The organism is Salinisphaera dokdonensis CL-ES53, assembly GCF_040361215.1.
In the GTDB taxonomy this organism is placed as follows: Bacteria; Pseudomonadota; Gammaproteobacteria; order Nevskiales; family Salinisphaeraceae; genus Salinisphaera; species Salinisphaera dokdonensis.
This window is the reverse complement of the sequence record NZ_APND01000001.1, coordinates 1,019,688-1,036,206: the sequence shown is the minus strand read 5'-3', so window position 1 is coordinate 1,036,206 and position 16,519 is coordinate 1,019,688. Positions and strand designations below refer to the sequence as shown.

Below are 16,519 nucleotides of genomic sequence, written 5' to 3'. Positions count from 1 at the left end.
AAAATGCAACTTTCGGTGAAGGTCGCCACTAAATGTTCGCTGTTCGAGGCCGATAAACATGGATGAAAGAGCGAAGTTGTGAAACCTCCGTTCCTCAATCAAGAATCGGCCGTTCAGGCCAGAAACTGAGAAGGTATGTCCTATGATTCATTTGCAGTGGTTTTGCCGGTTGTTGATGCCCAGCGGTGACATTCAGCGTCAGCGTGGTGCGACCCTGATTGAGTATGTATTGATCGTGGCCGTTATCGCCATCGCAGTTTTTGCGGGCGCGCAGTTCGGTCTGGCGAGCGCCATCACGGGTCTATTCGGTACGGCTGCGAGCACGATCAATAGCGCTTAAACGTGCCAAGGGTCTGCCATGCGCGAAGTTGGATCACGAGGCTTTCAGACAGGCGCGAGTCTTATTGAGTTCGCGTTGGTTTTGCCGGTATTCCTGCTGTTGGTGATCGGCGTGCTCTACGCTTCCATTGCTTTCGTTACCCATCAAGCCGTGGCCCACGCTGCCCAGCGCGGTGCCGATGCTGCGATTTCGGCGGACCCGAATGCCCCGAGCTATGCCACGCTGGCTGTGGTTCGCGCGTCACTTCGCGTCGCAGAAGCGCTTTCCTTCCTGCCCGGCGAGCCGCCAGAAATCGAGCTCAGGCAGGAGTGCGATACGCCGGTGGATGGTGCGGGAAATGCGCCGCCAGCGTCGTACTTTTGTGTGATCGACTCAGGGGCGGCAGGCGGGCGGATGGTCAGTCTCAGTCTAGCTCCGGCGTTCTCGTCGCTCTGGCCGCAGTTTCCACGCGTTGCTCTCGCGCCCTTGCCTGCGTACGTGCGGGCAACGGGCGCGGCAGTTGTTCCCCGGTCCGACGATGGGCGGTAGCAGTCTTATACGCCAGACGGGGGCCGCCATCGTGGAGTTTGCCTTGGTGCTGCCGCTACTTTTGGCGATCGCCAGCGGGATCACTTACTACGGTTATGCCTATGTTCTGAAGTCGGCGGTAGAAAGTGCGTCGCGGGCGGGCGCCGAGCAGGCAGTGGCGGTTAGCCCGCTGCTGGGTGCCGACTATGCGGCAGTGCAAGAGGCTCAAGTGCAGCAGGCAGTGGCGCGCAGCCTCGATTGGTTGCCAAGCAGGGTGATTGAGGCCGTGACGGTCCAAGCCAAAGCCGCATGCGCGTTAGACGGCGGCTATGGCGTGCGCGTGCGCCTGCCCCTGACAGGGGAGGGAAGCGACGTGTTGCCAGGAGTGAGTCTCGGCCGGTTTCGTGTGCCGCCTTTGCCGGTCGCGCTGGAGAGCCTGACTTGTGTCGTTATTTGACTCGTCTATATTGAAATCGAGCGCAGTGCTGCCGCAGCATCGTGTCTTTCGGGGGGAATAGGAATGAGTTCATCCGCACTGCGAACGTTCGCTTTCGCGCTGATCGCGCTCGCGATGCTTTTCGGCGTTGTGGCGTACTTCATGAGCCGCCAGATCGCATCGAATCCGGATGCCGCGGCCAACGCGCCGATGCCGGAGAACAACAGCGTGCTGGCCGTGGTCGCCGTCAAGCCGTTGCAGCCGTACCAGACGATCACGCTTGAGGACGTGTCTTTGGTGCCGATCTCAGTCGAGCCGCCGCAGTATTACACCAATGTGGCCGACGTGGTCGGGCGTACGCCGGTGCGCGAGGTGGCCACGGGGGCGCCGGTCACGGATGCGGCGTTCGGGCGCAAGAACAAGCTTGCTGAAGCGATCCCTCCGGGTACCCAGGCGATGTCACTTTCCATTTCGGATGTCATCGCGGTAGGCGGTTTTGTGCAACCGGGGGATTTCGTCGATGTTCTGATTTATCTTCGCTCGGCCGGCGAGCAGGTCGAGGACAGTCAGGCCCGCATTCTGCTTGAGGACGTGCGTGTGCTGGCGTATCAGGAGGAACTGATCAGCAACGAGGCCAGCGACGACGAATCGGGAGACAGTCGTAGTCGTCGTGATCGCACGGCCGTGCTGGCGGTGCCGGAAGCGCAGACGACGCGCGTCATGCTGGGGGCCAGCCTCGGCGAGCTGCGGTTGTCGCTCCGTGCGCCCGTTCGCGCGGAGGGGGCGGGTACGACCGATCTTGCCATGGCAGACGCCGAAGGTGTCGATGATGGGCCAGCCATGCCGGAGTCTGTTTCGCCTGCTGCAGCGCGTAGCGCTCCCGAGACGGCCCAGGCCAAGACATCGCCGACCTCGGATGCCGAAGCGCAACGGGTGATTACGCTGGCCGAGCTAGCGCGGGTCGAGGAAAAACGCGAGCAGCGATCGTCTGCGCCGCGTCGCTCCGTACCCAGGCGGGCGACGATTGAAGTTTACGAGGGCGCGCAACCCAGTCGTATCAGCCGACCGTACTGATGAACATGACCAATAATAACGACAACGGCCCAGGCCGGCAGAAAGAGGACGTAGCCATGAGGCGTTTCATCCAGCAGGCGCTGGTGGGGCTTGCCCTGTGCGCGGCGCTCGCGCTGACGGGCACGGTCAGCGCTCAGGTAACGGCCGGCCACGTCAGCAAGGCGCGTTCTGTCCAGGTCGGGATCGGCCAGCAGGAGATCGTACGTACCCCCGGGCGTATCGAGCGGGTCGCCATCGGCGATCCGGAAATCGCATCGGTCAATGTGTTGAGCGCGCGTGAGGTGCTGCTTACCGGCAACGAACGCGGCAACACCAGTCTTCTGGTTTGGGTGGCGGGCAACGACCAGCCCACTCGTTTCCCCATTCTTGTCGGCGCGGGCGATCTGCCTGGCGTGCTTCTCGAAGGCAGCCGTGGTCAGCTCAAGACGCAGGTGCAGACGGATATCCGTATCGCCGAAGTCAGCCGGAGCGCGTTGCGCCAGATCGGTTTCAATTTCATCAGCAACGCCGCAGGAGAATCTGCTGTCGGCGTATCGCCGCCCGGCGCGTCGGCTGGTGTAGACGGGCTCGGCAACAACGGTTTGAGTCTGCTGTCGAGCACCGGTTTCCAGCCGATCGGTGACGCCTTCAATCTTGTGCTGACCGACAGCAACAAGGACACGGCTGGTCTGCTGAGTATTCTCGAGCGGCGCGGGCTCATGCGAACCCTGGCCGAACCTTCGCTGGTCGCGATGAGCGGGCAGACCGCTTCTTTCCTGGCCGGCGGCGAGTTCCCGATTCCGGTCACGCAGGGCGGCGGCAGTGGTGTCGGCAACAACGCCGTGACGATCGAGTTCAAGGAATTCGGTATCCGGCTGTCGCTTACCCCGACGGTGCTCGAGCGCGACCGGATCGTGCTTAAGGTTGCGCCCGAGGTCAGTGAACTGGACTTCGACTCCGGCGTTACCCTGCAGGGCATCACGGTTCCGGGCATTCGGGTGCGGCGCACCGATACCACCGTGGAACTGGGTGATGGCGAGAGCTTCATTCTGAGCGGTCTGGTCGACCAGAATCTCGCGGCTAACGTCGACAAGGTGCCGTGGCTGGGCGATCTGCCTTTCATCGGTGCGTTCTTCCGCAATACGCGCTATGAGCGCCGCAATCGCGAGCTGATCATGGTGGTAACGCCGCATCTGGTCTCGCCGCTGGCGCGGGGCACCGAGGTGCCGCTGCCGGGTCGCGAATACGACAATTTTGATCCCAGCAATTCCGAACTGTTCTTCCTCGAACGCGGCGAGTTCGAGAAGCGGGCAGGTCATACGGGATTCTCCCGTTAACGGAATCACCCATGGCATTACAGGCCTTATTATTCGCGCGTGAAGACAGCTGCCGCGCCTGGTTGCAGGAGCGACTTGGTGAAGGTGTCGTGTTGCTGCCAGCCGATGCACGGACTGGCGACGACAGCGTGGCGGAGATCGTGGAGACGCCCGGTGTCGCCCTTGTCTTCGTACAGTTCGATCACAAGAACGCGGCGTTGAATACGGCGATTGTCGAGGCGATCTCGAACGCCTACCCGTCGCTTCCGGTCGTCGCCGTCGGCCGCGACGATGCCGGCGATGTCGTGCTTGCTGCGATGCGTGCCGGCGCGCAGGATTTCTTCGTCATCGATCGTGACGACGAGCGCTTCAGTTCGTTGCTCGACCGGGTTCTCGATCGCAAGCGGCGCGCGCGTCAGGCGCCGAAAGACGAGCGTGAACCCGGACGTATCGTAACGGTATTCAGTGGTCCGCAATCGCCGTTGCTCGCCTTCCTCGGCGGGCATATCGCTTTTGTTCTGGAAGCGGCGACCCAGCGTGACAAGCGGGTTCTGTTCTTCGATCTGTCGACGCCCGGTGGCAACGCGACCATTATTTTCGACGGGGCCCAGGATTACACGGCTCTGGACATTCTGCGCGATGTCGAACGTTGCGACGAAACGCTTGTGGAGAGTGCTTTCCAGCAGTTGCAGAGTGGTGTCTACCTGCTCGCGCTACCGGAGGATTTCACCGACGAGCAGTTGGGCGGCCGGCCGCTCGACCTGGCGCGTCTGATCGAGATATTTCGTGGTCTGTTCGACTATGTCGTGATCTGTATCGACCAGGGCCTGGGCATCCGCGCGCTATGTCAGGCCATCGAGAACAGCGATCACTCGCTGCTTCTCTCGGATCAGTCCGTGCTGCGCAGTCGCCAGAACAAGGCGATGCTGCAGGAGGTTCACCAGCAGGCTTCGGCGTTGCCGCCGCTCAAGCTTGTGGTCGTGAATTACCGGTCGGATATCGGCATGGAGCCCGAGCGGCTCGCGGAACTGCTCGGTGTACCGCTGGCGGCGACGCTCGGCGGTCGGCCGGAGGTGCGTATCCGTGCAATGAACGCGGGCGAATCCATGCTCGAATATGCGCCGTCGGACGGTTTCACCCGAGGCGTGACCCTGCTCACCGAGCAGATACTGGGGATAGAAGCGCCGCTCCCCCGCAAGAAGTTCACGCTCGGACGATTGTTCGGCCGGGGAGAATCGGCATGATCCCTGAGCACGGTTTTCGTCTGTCCGATCGCTATCAGGAGCTCAAGGGTACGCTGCACCTGCATCTGATCCGGCTGATCGAGGACCGGGGCATCGATCTCGGCACCTGGTCGGAAGCCAAGGCTGCCGAATTCCTGCGTGGACAGACGCGCATCTATGTCAATGAAAACCGGATCCCGCTCAATCAGCACGAGATCCAGCTGCTTGCCGACGACACGCTCGACGAACTGGTGGGATTCGGACCGCTGCAGCCGCTGATCGAGGACGACAGCGTCGACGATATCGTGGTCAACGGCCCTGACCGCGTCTATACCGAGCGACAAGGTCGGCTCATGAGTGAGGCAGTGCGCTTTTCCAGCAACGCCCATATTCTGCGTGTCGCGCAGCGTATCCTGGCGCCGCTGGGCCGGCGCCTGGATGAGTCGACGCCCATGGTCGATGCCCGTCTGCCGGACGGCAGTCGCGTGAACGCGATCATCCCACCCCTGGCGCTGGACGGGCCCTGTCTGTCGATCCGGAAGTTCGGCAAGCACGCGCTCAGCGATGCCGACCTGATTGCCAGCGGTTCCGTGTCGCGGGAAGTGCTCGACTACCTGCGCGAGCGCATTGCCGCGCGCGAGAACGTGATCGTGGTCGGCGGCACCGGCTCGGGCAAGACCACGTTTCTGAACATGATCAGCCAGTGGGTCGGTGAGTCGGAACGCATCATCACCATCGAGGATGCGGCCGAGCTGCGTCTCGAGCATGACCACGTAGTCCGACTGGAAACCCGGCCGCCGAATCTGGAAGGCGAGCGGGCCATCAGTGCACGCGATCTGGTGCGCAATGCCTTGCGCATGCGCCCGGACCGGATCATCGTCGGTGAGGTGCGCGGCGACGAGGTGCTGGACATGCTTCAAGCCATGAACACCGGCCATGATGGCTCGATGACCACGCTGCATGCGAATAGCCCGCGCGATGCGGTGCATCGGCTGCAACTCCTGGCCAGTTTCGCCGGGTTTGCCGGTGACGAGCGCACGTTCCTGCACCAGATTGCTTCCGCGCTGGATATCATCGTTCATGTGGCACGCCTGCCCGATGGCAAGCGTCGGCTCATGTCGGTTGACCGGGTAGGCGAGGTCACAGCCCACCGTCTCGAACTGCACAGCGAGTTCGTATTCGAGCAGGAGCGCGATGCCCATGTGCGTCGTGCGCGGGCCGCGTAATGTGGATTGTGGCGGGCATGTGCGCGTTGTTTTTGCTTGGCGGCGGCCTGCTGGTGCTGGCGCGGGCCTCGCAACGCGCGGAGCGCGAAAAGCTGGCCGAGCGCGTCGGGCAGTTCAGCGTAGACGATACGAACGACCCGGTGTCCGGCTTGCAGCGCCTGGAGGGGATCCGCAATCCGCTCATGCGCGAGTTGTGCCGGCGGATGTGGTCCGCCGGTATAGAAGTGTCGCCAGTGCGTCTCGGCCAGTTCGCCGCGTTCTGGATATTGGGTACGGTACTCGTCGTGATCGTGCTCGGGCTCGCTGGCCTGGTGACAATGTTTGCGTTGCTCTTGCTTGTGGTGCTGGTTTTGGCGCATCGCAAACGTAGTCGCCGCCGCCAGATCAACGCACAGATGCCGAATTTCCTGGGTTATCTCGTGCGTGCGCTGACGGCCGGGAACACGCTCGAAGACGGTATCCAAAGCGCGGCGCTGGAAAGCGTAGAGCCGATTCGCAGCGTGTTCCTGAGCGTGTCGCGGCAGGTGCGCCTGGGGGCGAGCATCGAGGACACACTCGGCGAAAGTGCGCGGATCCATGAGCTCAAGTCGTTGCACATTCTTGCCATGAGCGCGCGGGTCAATCGGCGCTATGGCGGTTCCATGCGGCGTGTCATCGCGAGCCTGGTCGATACCATTCGCCAGCAGGAGGCCGCCGCGCGGGAACTCAAGGCGCTCACCGGCGAGACGCGTTTCTCGGCCTATGTGGTGGCCGCGATTCCGGTTGCCATAAGCCTGTTCTTCTACCTGCAGAATCCCGAATATTACGCGGCCATGCTGGCCAGCCCCGGCGGGCAGGTCGCGGTGATGCTCGCGCTCGCGCTCGAAGCACTGGGTCTGGTGATCATCTGGCGCATGATGTCCCGTCTGCAGGAGCCGGACGCATGAACATGCCGGCGCTTTTTCTTGCGCTGGCCGTCGGTGCCGCCGTGGCTGCGCTCGGCTTGTTGTCGCTGATGCTGGTAGAGCGGGTGCGGGAACGTCGGCTCGTGCGGCGCTATCAGGGAGAGCGCGTCGGCGACGGAACCACACGGCGTGATTCGGGTGCGGCCTGGGTCGCGGGAATGGCTGAAGGCGGCGAGCGCATCGATCGCTTCCTCAAGAACCCGGACGAGACCTGGATGCTGCTGGCCCAGGCGGGCTGGCGCGATGCGCAGTCGCGCATGATCTTCTATGCCTTCCAGTTCGGATTGCCAGTCGTGACCGGCGCGGTGGTCTTGCCGTTTTCGGGCATAGCAGGTCTCACCTCCGGCTCGTTGAACAGCCTGTTGCTGGTTGCCGTTGTGGTCATCGTGTCGTTGCTGGCGCCGCGCTACATCCTGCGCATGAAGGCCAAGCGGCGACGTGATCGCATCCGTGCCGAAGTGCCTTTATTCATCAACCTGCTGGTCCTGCTGTTCGAGGCCGGGCTGAATCTACGTCAGGCCCTGTTGTCGCTGGTGCGCGATGGGGCGCCGACCATGCCGGAGTTGGTCGACGAACTGGCGCCGGTGCTACGCCAGATCGAGGCCGGCGCCGATGCCGATCAGCTGTTGTTCGATGTCGGCAAGCTGCTCTCCATCGAGGAACTGGATACCGTGCTCGGCATCCTGCGTCAGGTGGAACGCTACGGTGGCGAGATCCGGGAACCGTTGCTTGAGGCGCTCGACAATCTGCAATCCAAACGGTCGATGGAACTGCGCGAGCAGGTCAACGTCATGTCCGGCAAGATGACCGTCGTGTTGGTCACCTGTTTCTTTCCGCCGCTGCTGATTTTCATCGCCGGGCCGGCGTTCATGTCGATCTCCGAAACCCTCGGTAGCCTGTGATGTCGGCGGTGGTTTCGATCGGCCGTGTTGTGCCGGCACTGCTGTGTGCGCTGATCCTGCTGGTCGGCTGTTCGACGCAGCGCGTATCCCCGCGGGATCTGCCCGGGTCGACGCTCGATGAGGCACGAGGCCCGGACGAGAACGCCCGACTGTATACCGACTTGATCCGCCAGCTGATCGCGAAGGATCGTCTCTACGCGGCGCTGGCCCATCTGCAGGCGCGCGAACAGGAATTTGGCGTCAGCGATGAATTGCGCCTGCTGCGTGCCGATATCCTGCGCAAGATGAACGATTATGCTGGCGCCCGCGCGCTGTATGAGCAGCTGCTGAATACGCCTTATGTAGGGCAGGCCCATCATGGCCTGGGCCTGGTGATTGCAAGAGACGATCTCGCCGCCGGCCAAAGTCATCTGGAGCAAGCGGTGACCCTGGTGCCGACCGACGCGCGAATGCGTAACGATCTTGGTTACGCGCTACTCCGCCAGGGACAGCTTGCGGAGGCGCGCTTGCAACTGGCGACCGCGTATCAGCTGGATGAAGCTAACGAGCTGAACCGTAACAATTACATTCTGCTACTGTTGGTCGAAGGCAACGACCGCAAGGCAGCGCGGATCGCGGCCGATAATCAGATCAATGCCGGCGTCATGCGCGGACTCCGACAACAAGCGCAGACGATCACGGGATCCACAGCGGCCGCGATTACCGACCAGCGACCGATGCCGGTGCGTGAGATGCCTTCGCAGGCGTCTTCGCCGGGGGTCGGCGGTGGTGGCGGCTAGGATGCGGTTTCTGGTATCGAATCTGGTTATCAAAGGGTGAAATCATGAAACAGCAGTATCTTGCAGTCGGTGTAGTCGCGGCCTGGATGCTTGCGGCAACCAGTGCGCATGCCGGCGACGTCGGTGATGTCGGACCCACGGTCCAGAGCGCGCTGGAAATGCAGCGCAGCGGGCGCCAGGCGGCGCCCGTGCGACCGATGCTCAGCGACGTGGCCGATCGGACCTATGACCGTTATCTCGAAAGCTTTACCTACCCGATACCGGAACAGTTCGAGCGCGACGAAGCCTTCGCTGCGGACGCCGGCAATTAATCGGTTCGACGGCATATCCTTGCCGGCGCAGACCCCTGTGAAGCGGCTCGGGTGAAGGCGTCGATGGCGAGCATCAACGGATCAGGAGTGCAGCGATACGCGTTCTATGCGCTGGCGGTCGCCTGCCTTGCGCTGGTGGCTTACGCGGGCCTGCGTAGCGCGACGCTCATCACCGAAGCACGTACGGCCGCGCTATTCGACGCCGAGCGCGCCATTGCCCAGGCGACGGCCGGGCGGGTCGAACAGGACCGCATCCCGAATGGATTGATCGTGTCGGTAGAGGCTGTGCTCGGCGAAAGCGAACTCGGTCTCAATTACGTCACGGTGCGCAACGCCGACAACGTGACGCTTGTCTCGCGAGGACGCTTTTCCGATCGCTTCGAATGGTTGGGCGCCGAGTCGGCCCGACAATGGCGGGGTTGGGATTACCAGCTGGAATCGGCCGAGGCGAATCGCCCCTTGCTGCAGGCCGAACAACGCGTCGGCTATGCGCAATTCGGTGTGAGCTGGTTTGCCGTGGTCACGGGCGGGGGCATGGCGCTTCTAATCTGGTTGATTGCGTTGTTGGCCGGCGTGATCGGATTCTTTGGCGCCCTGGGCGCAGCTGCAGCCGCTCCAGCGACGAGCGACAAGAACAAGGTCGAGACTAAACCACGCATCCGCGAGCCTTCAGAAGAATCCCTGTCGAAACAAGGCGAGCGGGCCAAGGCGCCGTTGTCACGGCTTGCACGTCGACGGGAGCGTAAGACAGACGACGAGTTCGCGCCCATCGTCGATACCCGTCGTTCGAAGACGCCTAAAAATACGCCTGAGGCTGCGGCGCGCTCGACCCCTTCGCAGAATGAGTCGTCTGAACGCAGCGCTCGAATAACGCCACCGGCCGCGGATGCCCCGCGACGGTCGGCGCCACCGGCGCCCGCTCATCTGTCCACGCCGAAGCCGCCACCGGCTTCAGCACCCGTAGTCGACCCTTTCGAGCCGTCGAGCCCACGGGAGGCGCCGCCTGCGGCGCCAGCCGTACCTAAAACTACGCCGGCCGCGGCCGAGACCGAGTTGCATGCGCCGAGTCTCGATGCCCAGCCGGCGCTCGGAGACGACACGCTCGATCTGCGTTTCTATCCGATCTGGCGCGATCTGGATCGCGAAGTATTGGCGGGCGCCTGTGCCGCACTGGCGTGGCGGATGGGCGAAACACGGTTGATCGACGCCGACGCGCTAACCCGCTTGGCTGAAAAAGACGGCGCGTTGCGCGCTTTCACCCAATGGATCGCGCGTCGGTTCTCGTTGCTGCACAGCAACTGGCGCACGCTAGAGATCGATACGGTGCCGATTGTGCTGCCGATCCCGAGCGCAATGCTGGGCTTTGCCGACGCCGAGACCGTGTGGCGCGATGCGCTGCGGCGTACGGATCGCGATCCGAACGATCTGGTTCTCTGGCTGGGTACGCGCGTACGTCGTCATGTCCACAGCGCACTACCCGTACGTCGAGCGTTGCTGCTCTCGGCTCACGATCAGCCCTTGCCCGCCGACTGCGATATCGCGTGTATCGGGCCGGAACAGATCGGCGCAGATATCGACGCCTGGTATACGCGGATCGAAGAGCTACGGTGCCCGGTACTGCTGGGCCCGGTAGACAATCCTGATCGATTCAGCCGCCTGATACAGCACAAGCGGGTGCTCTGGTTCAGTGAGGCCGACAAAGATCTGTACGCTCCGCGGGCTTTTGCCCGCCTGCTATCCCGTCATCCAACCGACCCGATCTGATCGGCGTCAGGCGTGTCCCAAGCGCGCTGTGCGGGTAGAGCAGTTCAGTCGGTATCGACGGCCGCGCTAGCGGCGTTGGCCAGGCGGGCGAACTCTGCCGCGGCCAGCCGTTCCGGTCTCAGCGTCGGATCTATATCGCAGGCCTCGATCGCTTCGGCCGAGAGAAAACTCCGGACCGCGTTGCGAAGCGTCTTGCGCCGCTGACTGAAGGCGGCGGTCACGAGGCGATCGAACATCTTGCCGTCGTGGATCTCGAAGTCGGGCGCGCGTGGCGTTACGCGAACCACCGATGACATCACGCGTGGAGGCGGCGTGAACGCGCCAGGCCCTACATCGAACAGGGATTCAGCGCGCGCGCGTGCCGCCACGGACACCGTTAACCGGCCATAGTCGCGGCTGCCCGGAGTTGCGGTCATGCGATCGACGACTTCCTTCTGCAGCATGAAGTGCATGTCGGTAATCGGCGCAGCACTGCCCAACAGGGCGAATAGCAACGGGGAAGAGATGTTGTAAGGCAGGTTGCCAACCAGCCGCAGCGGCGCGCCCCGGCGCGTCGCGATCTCGGCATAGTCGATACGCAGGGCATCGCCTTCGATAACTTCAAGCCGTGGTTCTTCGACTGCTTGGGCGCGTAGATCCGCGGCAAGGTCCCGGTCGATCTCGATCACGCTCAGGCGATCGACCCGGTCGAGCAGCGGCTGTGTCAGCGCACCTTGGCCGGGGCCGATTTCGACAAGTGCATCGGCTGCCTTTGGCGCGAGCATGGACAGGATTCGTTCGATGACGCCCTGCTCATGCAGAAAGTGCTGTCCAAATCGTTTGCGCGCCATGAAGAAACCTCGGGTCGGCGGCAAGCGCCGGGTGCGATGTAGGGTCGGGTTATAGCCACCACCGCGTGGGGCGGTTGGCTTGAACTAGCGCGGTTGAGCGTGAACCATGCGCACGGCGGTATCGATAGCGGCCTGCAGGCTGCCGGTGTCCACGCTCTCGTGGCCCGCGAGTTCGAGAGCGGTGCCGTGGTCGACGGATGTGCGCACTATGGCCAGGCCGAGGCTGATGTTCACGGTGCGCCCAAAGCCGAGATGCTTGATCACCGGCAGGCCCTGGTCGTGATACATCGCGACCACCGCGTCCGCCCCGGCAAGCCGATGCGGCGTGAACAGGGTATCCGCCGGAAGCGGGCCGATAATATCCATGCCGCGGGCGCGCTGCGCTTCGATCACCGGGGTGATGGTATCGATCTCCTCGCGCCCGAGATAGCCGTTTTCGCCCGCATGCGGGTTCAAGCCTGCGACCAACAGGCGCGGTCGATCGATGCCGAAGCGATCGCGCAGGCCACGTTCGGTCACGCCGAGCACATGGGCCAGATTTTCGCGCGTGAGGGCGGCCGGTACGTCGGCCAGCGGAATATGAACGGTCGCAAGGGCTACGCGCAGGGCCCCGTCGTCGGTGGCCAGCATCATCACGGGCTCGCCGCTGTGGCAACGATGCGCGAGATAACCGGTATGGCCCGAGAAGGCGATGCCGGCGTCGTTGATCACGGCCTTGTGCACCGGGCCGGTCACGAGCCCGTCGCAGTGCCCTGACAGACAGAGATCGGTCGCCCGATCGAGGGTGTCGAGCACGTAGCGCGCGTTGGCGGTGTCGACGTGGCCCGGAGTGGTCGGGCGCGCGCACTGCACGGGATCGATCGCCAACGTGCCGGCGGGCGTGGTTTGTGGCGCGGCGTCGAAATCGACCGGTACCAGCTTCAGCGGCAGGCCCAGCTGCTCGGCGCGTGCCTGCAAAAGGCCCGGGTCGGCAATCGCGACCAGTTCCACGGACTGCGCGCGCTGCGCGATACGAACCGCGAGATCGGGTCCGATGCCGGCCGGTTCACCCGGCGTGAAGGCGAGGCGCGCGGTGCTCAACCGGGATCAGGCGCGATCAGCTGCCGCTCGTGGACTGGTAGCCGGGCATACGGACGTCGACATAGGCCTCGTCGCGCAGCTTGCGTAGCCACATTTCGCCTTCCTCGGTGGACTTTTGTTCCCCGAGTGCGCGCCGTGCGCGTTCGCGTACGGCCTCACGTGTCTGATCACGTTCACGGCGATCGGCCACGCGAAGAATCTCGTAGCCTTCGGCGGTCTGAAAAATCGGGCTCACATCGCCCGTCGCGAGGTCGCTCAGCTGGCGCCGGGTTGCGGGATCCAGACGTTGCGGCTGAACCCAGCCAAGTTCGCCGCCCTGGTTGGCGGTTGCGCTGTCATCCGAATACTCGCGTGCGAGCGCTGCGAAATCGTCGCCGGCTTCGAGGCGTTCGCGCAGCTGGCGTGCCAGGTCGCGGGTGCGCTCGTCGTCACGAATTTCGTTCGGCTTGAGCAGGATATGGCTGGCCTGGACTTCCTGAACCATGACCTTCCGGTCGGGCATGACCGATTCGCCGCCGCGCACGTCCTCGAGCTGAACGAGGTGAAACCCGTCGGCGTCGCGAAATACGTCGCTGGTCTCGCCGGGCTGCAGCCGCGGGACCACGTCGGCGAACGTCGACGGCAGATAGCCGCCGTCCATCCATCCCATGTCGCCGCCTTCCATAGCGTTTTCGCCCTGAGACTGGCTCGCGGCCACGTCGGCGAAGTCGGCATCACCCGCGACGATCTCGTCGCGCAATGTCTGTAGCCGTTCGCGAGTGGATTCGACGGTTTCCGAGTCGGCGCCTTGCGGTACGGGCACCACGATATGGCGTACGCGGTACTCGCGATCTTCCGCGGCACGCAGAGACTGGTTCTCGAGATAGCGATCGACATCGTCGTCGCTGACCGTGACCTGCGACATCACTTCCTGACGCCGCAGCTTGGAGATCATCAGCTCCTGGCGGATCTGTTCGCGCAGCTGCGACATGGTCATGCCGTCCGAAGCCACCGCGCGGGCGAGCTGCTGCATGTTCATGCTGTTCTGCTGGGCGATACGGCGCAGGCCGTCGTCGACTTCCTGTTCGCTGATCTCGACATTGCGATCGCGCGCGCGCTGAATCTGCAGGCGCTGCATGATCAGCTTATCGAGCACCTGCGAACGCAGCAGGTTCGGCGGCATCTGGCTCGCCCGGCTGCCGGCGCGTGCCTGGATCCGCATCACGGCCTGGTCGAGTTCGCTTTCGAGAACCACGTCGTCGCCGACCACGGCAATGATCTTGTCGAGCGTCTGGGCGCCCGATTCACCGCTGCTCGGTGTCGTCGCCGAGAGGGAAAAATCGTCCGGCATGCCGAGGCTTTGTGCCGCGGCGGGCAGGGCGGTGAACGCCAGCGGCGTGATCGCGAGCACGAGGCTCGTAGCGAGGAGATGTCTCATGGGAAACGGATGGTATCAAAAGAGCTGCTCGAACTGCGGCCCCGGTCGTCTTCGTCATAGACGTCGTCGTCTACAAAGGACTGCACGGTGTCGCCGAACTGACCGAGGCCATTGAGCACGAACTGGAACATGATCGCGGTATCGAAGCTGCCATCGTCGTCGGCGACGTAACGGCGCCAGGCGACGCGGCCGGCCCAGCAGCACGAGGGGCGATACTCGAAGCCGGCCAGCGTTTCGACATTCTGGCTGCGTTCGAGCGAGTAATTCCAGCGGCCGAGCACGTCCAGATTGGCCGTGACCGGCGCGCGCAGGCCAACGGCCGTCTGCTCGAGGCTTTCGTATTCGCCGGGTACGACCTGGGCTTGGCGGGTATCGCCCACCACGGTGATTTCGCGCTGTGGGCGGTAGTCGCGATAGCGCCGATAGGCCAGATCAAGCTGGTAACCGCCGTCGGTCTTGTAGCTCGCCGATGCGATCGCGCGATTGACGCGGCTGTCGTCCGGATCGTACTGGACTGTGGTTCGGGCCGAGATGTTGTCGGTCGGACGCAATTCCAGTCCGGCAACATAGTCCGAACCCCGATCGCCGTAGCCGACTTCGCCGCTGTTGGGCAGGTTCACTCGCAGATCCCGAAACCCGGTGACCCGGCCGAGATCGAGTTTGGCCACGGTGCGCCCGCTGTCCGGCTCGATGAAGCGCGAAGACACGCCGAGCGTGAGCTGGTTGGCGTCGCCGATGCGGTCCGAGCCGACGAAACGGTTGTCGGAAAACAGGCGGTCGAAATGCAGATCGGCCACGCCGGAGTCGAACACCGGGATGTCGGACTGATCCTCGTAGCCGGTGTAGAGATACTGCATGCGCGGCTCGAGCGTCTGCACCCAGCCGTCGTTGAAGGTGCGCGCAAAGCGCAGGCCGGTCTCGGCGTTGAACTGCGGGATGCCGCGGGTGATGACATCGTCATCGCCCACATCGGCCCGGGTGAAATTCTGCGCGTCGTCGAAGCCGCGCAGGCTGTAGCGGGTCAGCCGGTAGGAGGCTTCGCTATTGGCATACCAACCGCCCTGGTCGACGCCCCAGAGCAGGCGTGGTTGCACTTCGCTGCGGGTCGCGTCGATATCGTCGTCGCGCTGAAAGTTGGTGAACTCGGCGTTTAGGCCAGCTCGAAACGGCGAACTCGGCGACAGCATCTCGAGCCGCGCCTGCGGCAGGCGCCTGTAGGGATCGTTGCTGAAGGCCCGATCGAAGTTGTCGTCGTCTTCATCCTGAAGATCGTCGAGGGTTTGGAAATCCTGCGCCAGCACGGTGAAGCGCACGCCGGTATCGGCCAGAGTCAGGCGCACGGCGCGCTCCAGCTGGGAGGTCGAGGTGCTGGCGAGGTCGTTGCTCAGATCATCGAAATATTCGTCGTCGCTGACTTGGGTGTAGTTCGCCTCGACGCCGACATACTCGTTGAGCTGGCCGATATGTTCGAAATGGAACAGCGCGCGGTCGTCGCCGTACTCGTTGTCGCTGGGCAGATATTCGCCGTCGAACTCGCCGCGGTGGTGTTCATGCAGGTAGCGGAACTGCCCGCCGAGCTGCAGGCCGCGATCGGCGAGCACGCGAGGCACGATGGTCGCATCGTAGTTGGGCGCGATATTGATGTAGTAGGGCACCGCCAGCTCGAAGCCGGAATCGCTCGAGCTGCCGAAGGTCGGCGGCAATACGCCCGTATGGCGTTTGTCGTCGATCGGGAAGTTCAGGTACGGCGTATAGAACACCGGTACGCCGTAGAAGCGCATCACCGAGTTGAACGCCTCGCCGCGGCCGCTTTCGCGATCGAGCTCGATACGGTCGGCCGAGAGCAGCCACGCCTTGGTCTCGCCTTCACAGGTGGTGTAGTCGGCGTCGGTCAGTTCGTATGCGCCGCCGCCGAGCGCGGTTACGGTGCCCGCCTTGCCGCGGCCGCCATTGGTGATGATCGAATAAGTCGCGGCGTTGAAATTGCCGGTTTCGTCGTTGATCTGGACGTCGCCGTTGTCGGCGGTCAAGTAGATGCCGGGGCGGTAGTACTGCATGCCGTCGCGCGCCTGGGCGCGCCCGCTCTCGCGGTTGTAGCGCACGAAAGGCGCTTCCAGGGCCTGGCCGTTGCGTTCGAGACGCACGTTGCCGGTGGCTTCGGCCACGCCGTCCTGGAGACTGGCCTGGTCGGCGACCAGCGTGGATTCGGCGCTTTCCTGCGGCAACGCCATCGGCGGTGGCACCACCGGACACCCCATTTCGGCGGCGATGCTAGGCTTTGCGGCCAGTGTGCCGACGCATACGAGCGAAGCGCCCACGCACAGCGGTGTCACCAGTCCATGGCGGCACGCCCCAAGACCAGCACGAAGACGGGAATGGTAATAAGCGATA

Annotated in this window: 16 protein-coding genes; 12 read left to right on the top strand and 4 right to left on the bottom strand. The window is 63.6% G+C overall.

What is annotated here, in order from left to right; translation table 11 throughout:
* The first annotated feature begins 142 nt into the window (after positions 1 to 142).
* The 12 genes from SADO_RS04805 (at position 143) to SADO_RS04750 (ending at position 10,801) form a co-directional block, all read left to right on the top strand.
* Positions 143 to 340, top strand: coding sequence for a Flp family type IVb pilin (locus tag SADO_RS04805; protein WP_353109663.1), 198 nt, complete (start codon positions 143 to 145; stop codon positions 338 to 340).
* 18 nt (positions 341 to 358) lie between these two features.
* Positions 359 to 868, top strand: coding sequence for a TadE/TadG family type IV pilus assembly protein (locus tag SADO_RS04800; protein WP_353109662.1), 510 nt, complete (start codon positions 359 to 361; stop codon positions 866 to 868).
* 31 nt (positions 869 to 899) lie between these two features.
* Positions 900 to 1,304, top strand: coding sequence for a TadE family protein (locus SADO_RS04795; RefSeq protein ID WP_353109660.1), 405 nt, complete (start codon positions 900 to 902; stop codon positions 1,302 to 1,304).
* 63 nt (positions 1,305 to 1,367) lie between these two features.
* Positions 1,368 to 2,357, top strand: coding sequence for a Flp pilus assembly protein CpaB (cpaB, locus tag SADO_RS04790; RefSeq protein ID WP_353109659.1), 990 nt, complete (start codon positions 1,368 to 1,370; stop codon positions 2,355 to 2,357).
* A 56-nt stretch (positions 2,358 to 2,413) separates the two neighbouring features.
* Positions 2,414 to 3,673 carry a type II and III secretion system protein family protein gene (locus SADO_RS04785; RefSeq protein ID WP_353109657.1) on the top strand — a complete coding sequence of 420 codons (1,260 nt, stop codon included), beginning with the start codon at positions 2,414 to 2,416 and terminating at the stop codon, positions 3,671 to 3,673.
* An 11-nt stretch (positions 3,674 to 3,684) separates the two neighbouring features.
* The gene (locus tag SADO_RS04780) at positions 3,685 to 4,896 is read left to right on the top strand and encodes a CpaE/TadZ family protein (protein WP_353109656.1); all 1,212 of its coding nucleotides are present in this window, start codon (positions 3,685 to 3,687) and stop codon (positions 4,894 to 4,896) included.
* Positions 4,893 to 6,101, top strand: a complete 1,209-nt coding sequence (locus SADO_RS04775; protein WP_353109654.1) for a TadA family conjugal transfer-associated ATPase — start codon at positions 4,893 to 4,895, stop codon at positions 6,099 to 6,101. The genes SADO_RS04780 and SADO_RS04775 overlap by 4 nt, the downstream gene beginning before the upstream one ends.
* Positions 6,101 to 7,027, top strand: a complete 927-nt coding sequence (locus tag SADO_RS04770; protein WP_353109652.1) for a type II secretion system F family protein — start codon at positions 6,101 to 6,103, stop codon at positions 7,025 to 7,027. Before SADO_RS04775 ends, SADO_RS04770 begins: the two co-directional genes overlap by 1 nt.
* A complete protein-coding gene (locus SADO_RS04765; RefSeq protein WP_353109651.1) occupies positions 7,024 to 7,947 on the top strand; it encodes a type II secretion system F family protein in 924 nt (307 codons plus the stop codon). The genes SADO_RS04770 and SADO_RS04765 overlap by 4 nt, the downstream gene beginning before the upstream one ends.
* Before the next feature lie 161 nt (positions 7,948 to 8,108).
* Positions 8,109 to 8,726, top strand: coding sequence for a tetratricopeptide repeat protein (locus SADO_RS04760; RefSeq protein ID WP_353109649.1), 618 nt, complete (start codon positions 8,109 to 8,111; stop codon positions 8,724 to 8,726).
* A 44-nt stretch (positions 8,727 to 8,770) separates the two neighbouring features.
* On the top strand, positions 8,771 to 9,037 hold the full coding sequence (locus SADO_RS04755; RefSeq protein WP_353109647.1) for a DUF3613 domain-containing protein: 267 nt from the start codon (positions 8,771 to 8,773) through the stop codon (positions 9,035 to 9,037).
* 87 nt (positions 9,038 to 9,124) lie between these two features.
* On the top strand, positions 9,125 to 10,801 hold the full coding sequence (locus tag SADO_RS04750; RefSeq protein ID WP_353109646.1) for a hypothetical protein: 1,677 nt from the start codon (positions 9,125 to 9,127) through the stop codon (positions 10,799 to 10,801).
* Between the two features lie 44 nt (positions 10,802 to 10,845).
* Here the strand turns inward: SADO_RS04750 and rsmA are convergent, their stop codons facing one another.
* From rsmA to SADO_RS04730, 4 genes are all read right to left on the bottom strand, one after another.
* Positions 10,846 to 11,631 (bottom strand): 16S rRNA (adenine(1518)-N(6)/adenine(1519)-N(6))-dimethyltransferase RsmA, encoded by a 786-nt coding sequence (gene rsmA / locus SADO_RS04745; protein ID WP_353109644.1) that lies wholly within the window; start codon positions 11,629 to 11,631, stop codon positions 10,846 to 10,848.
* Positions 11,632 to 11,715: 84 nt separating this feature from the next.
* Complete coding sequence (pdxA, locus tag SADO_RS04740; RefSeq protein WP_353109642.1) at positions 11,716 to 12,711, bottom strand: 4-hydroxythreonine-4-phosphate dehydrogenase PdxA; 996 nt, start codon at positions 12,709 to 12,711, stop codon at positions 11,716 to 11,718.
* Positions 12,712 to 12,727: 16 nt separating this feature from the next.
* The gene (locus SADO_RS04735; RefSeq protein WP_353109640.1) at positions 12,728 to 14,128 is read right to left on the bottom strand and encodes a peptidylprolyl isomerase; all 1,401 of its coding nucleotides are present in this window, start codon (positions 14,126 to 14,128) and stop codon (positions 12,728 to 12,730) included.
* Positions 14,125 to 16,374 carry an LPS-assembly protein LptD gene (locus SADO_RS04730; protein ID WP_353109638.1) on the bottom strand — a complete coding sequence of 750 codons (2,250 nt, stop codon included), beginning with the start codon at positions 16,372 to 16,374 and terminating at the stop codon, positions 14,125 to 14,127. Before SADO_RS04730 ends, SADO_RS04735 begins: the two co-directional genes overlap by 4 nt.
* Between the last annotated feature and the right edge of the window lie 145 nt (positions 16,375 to 16,519).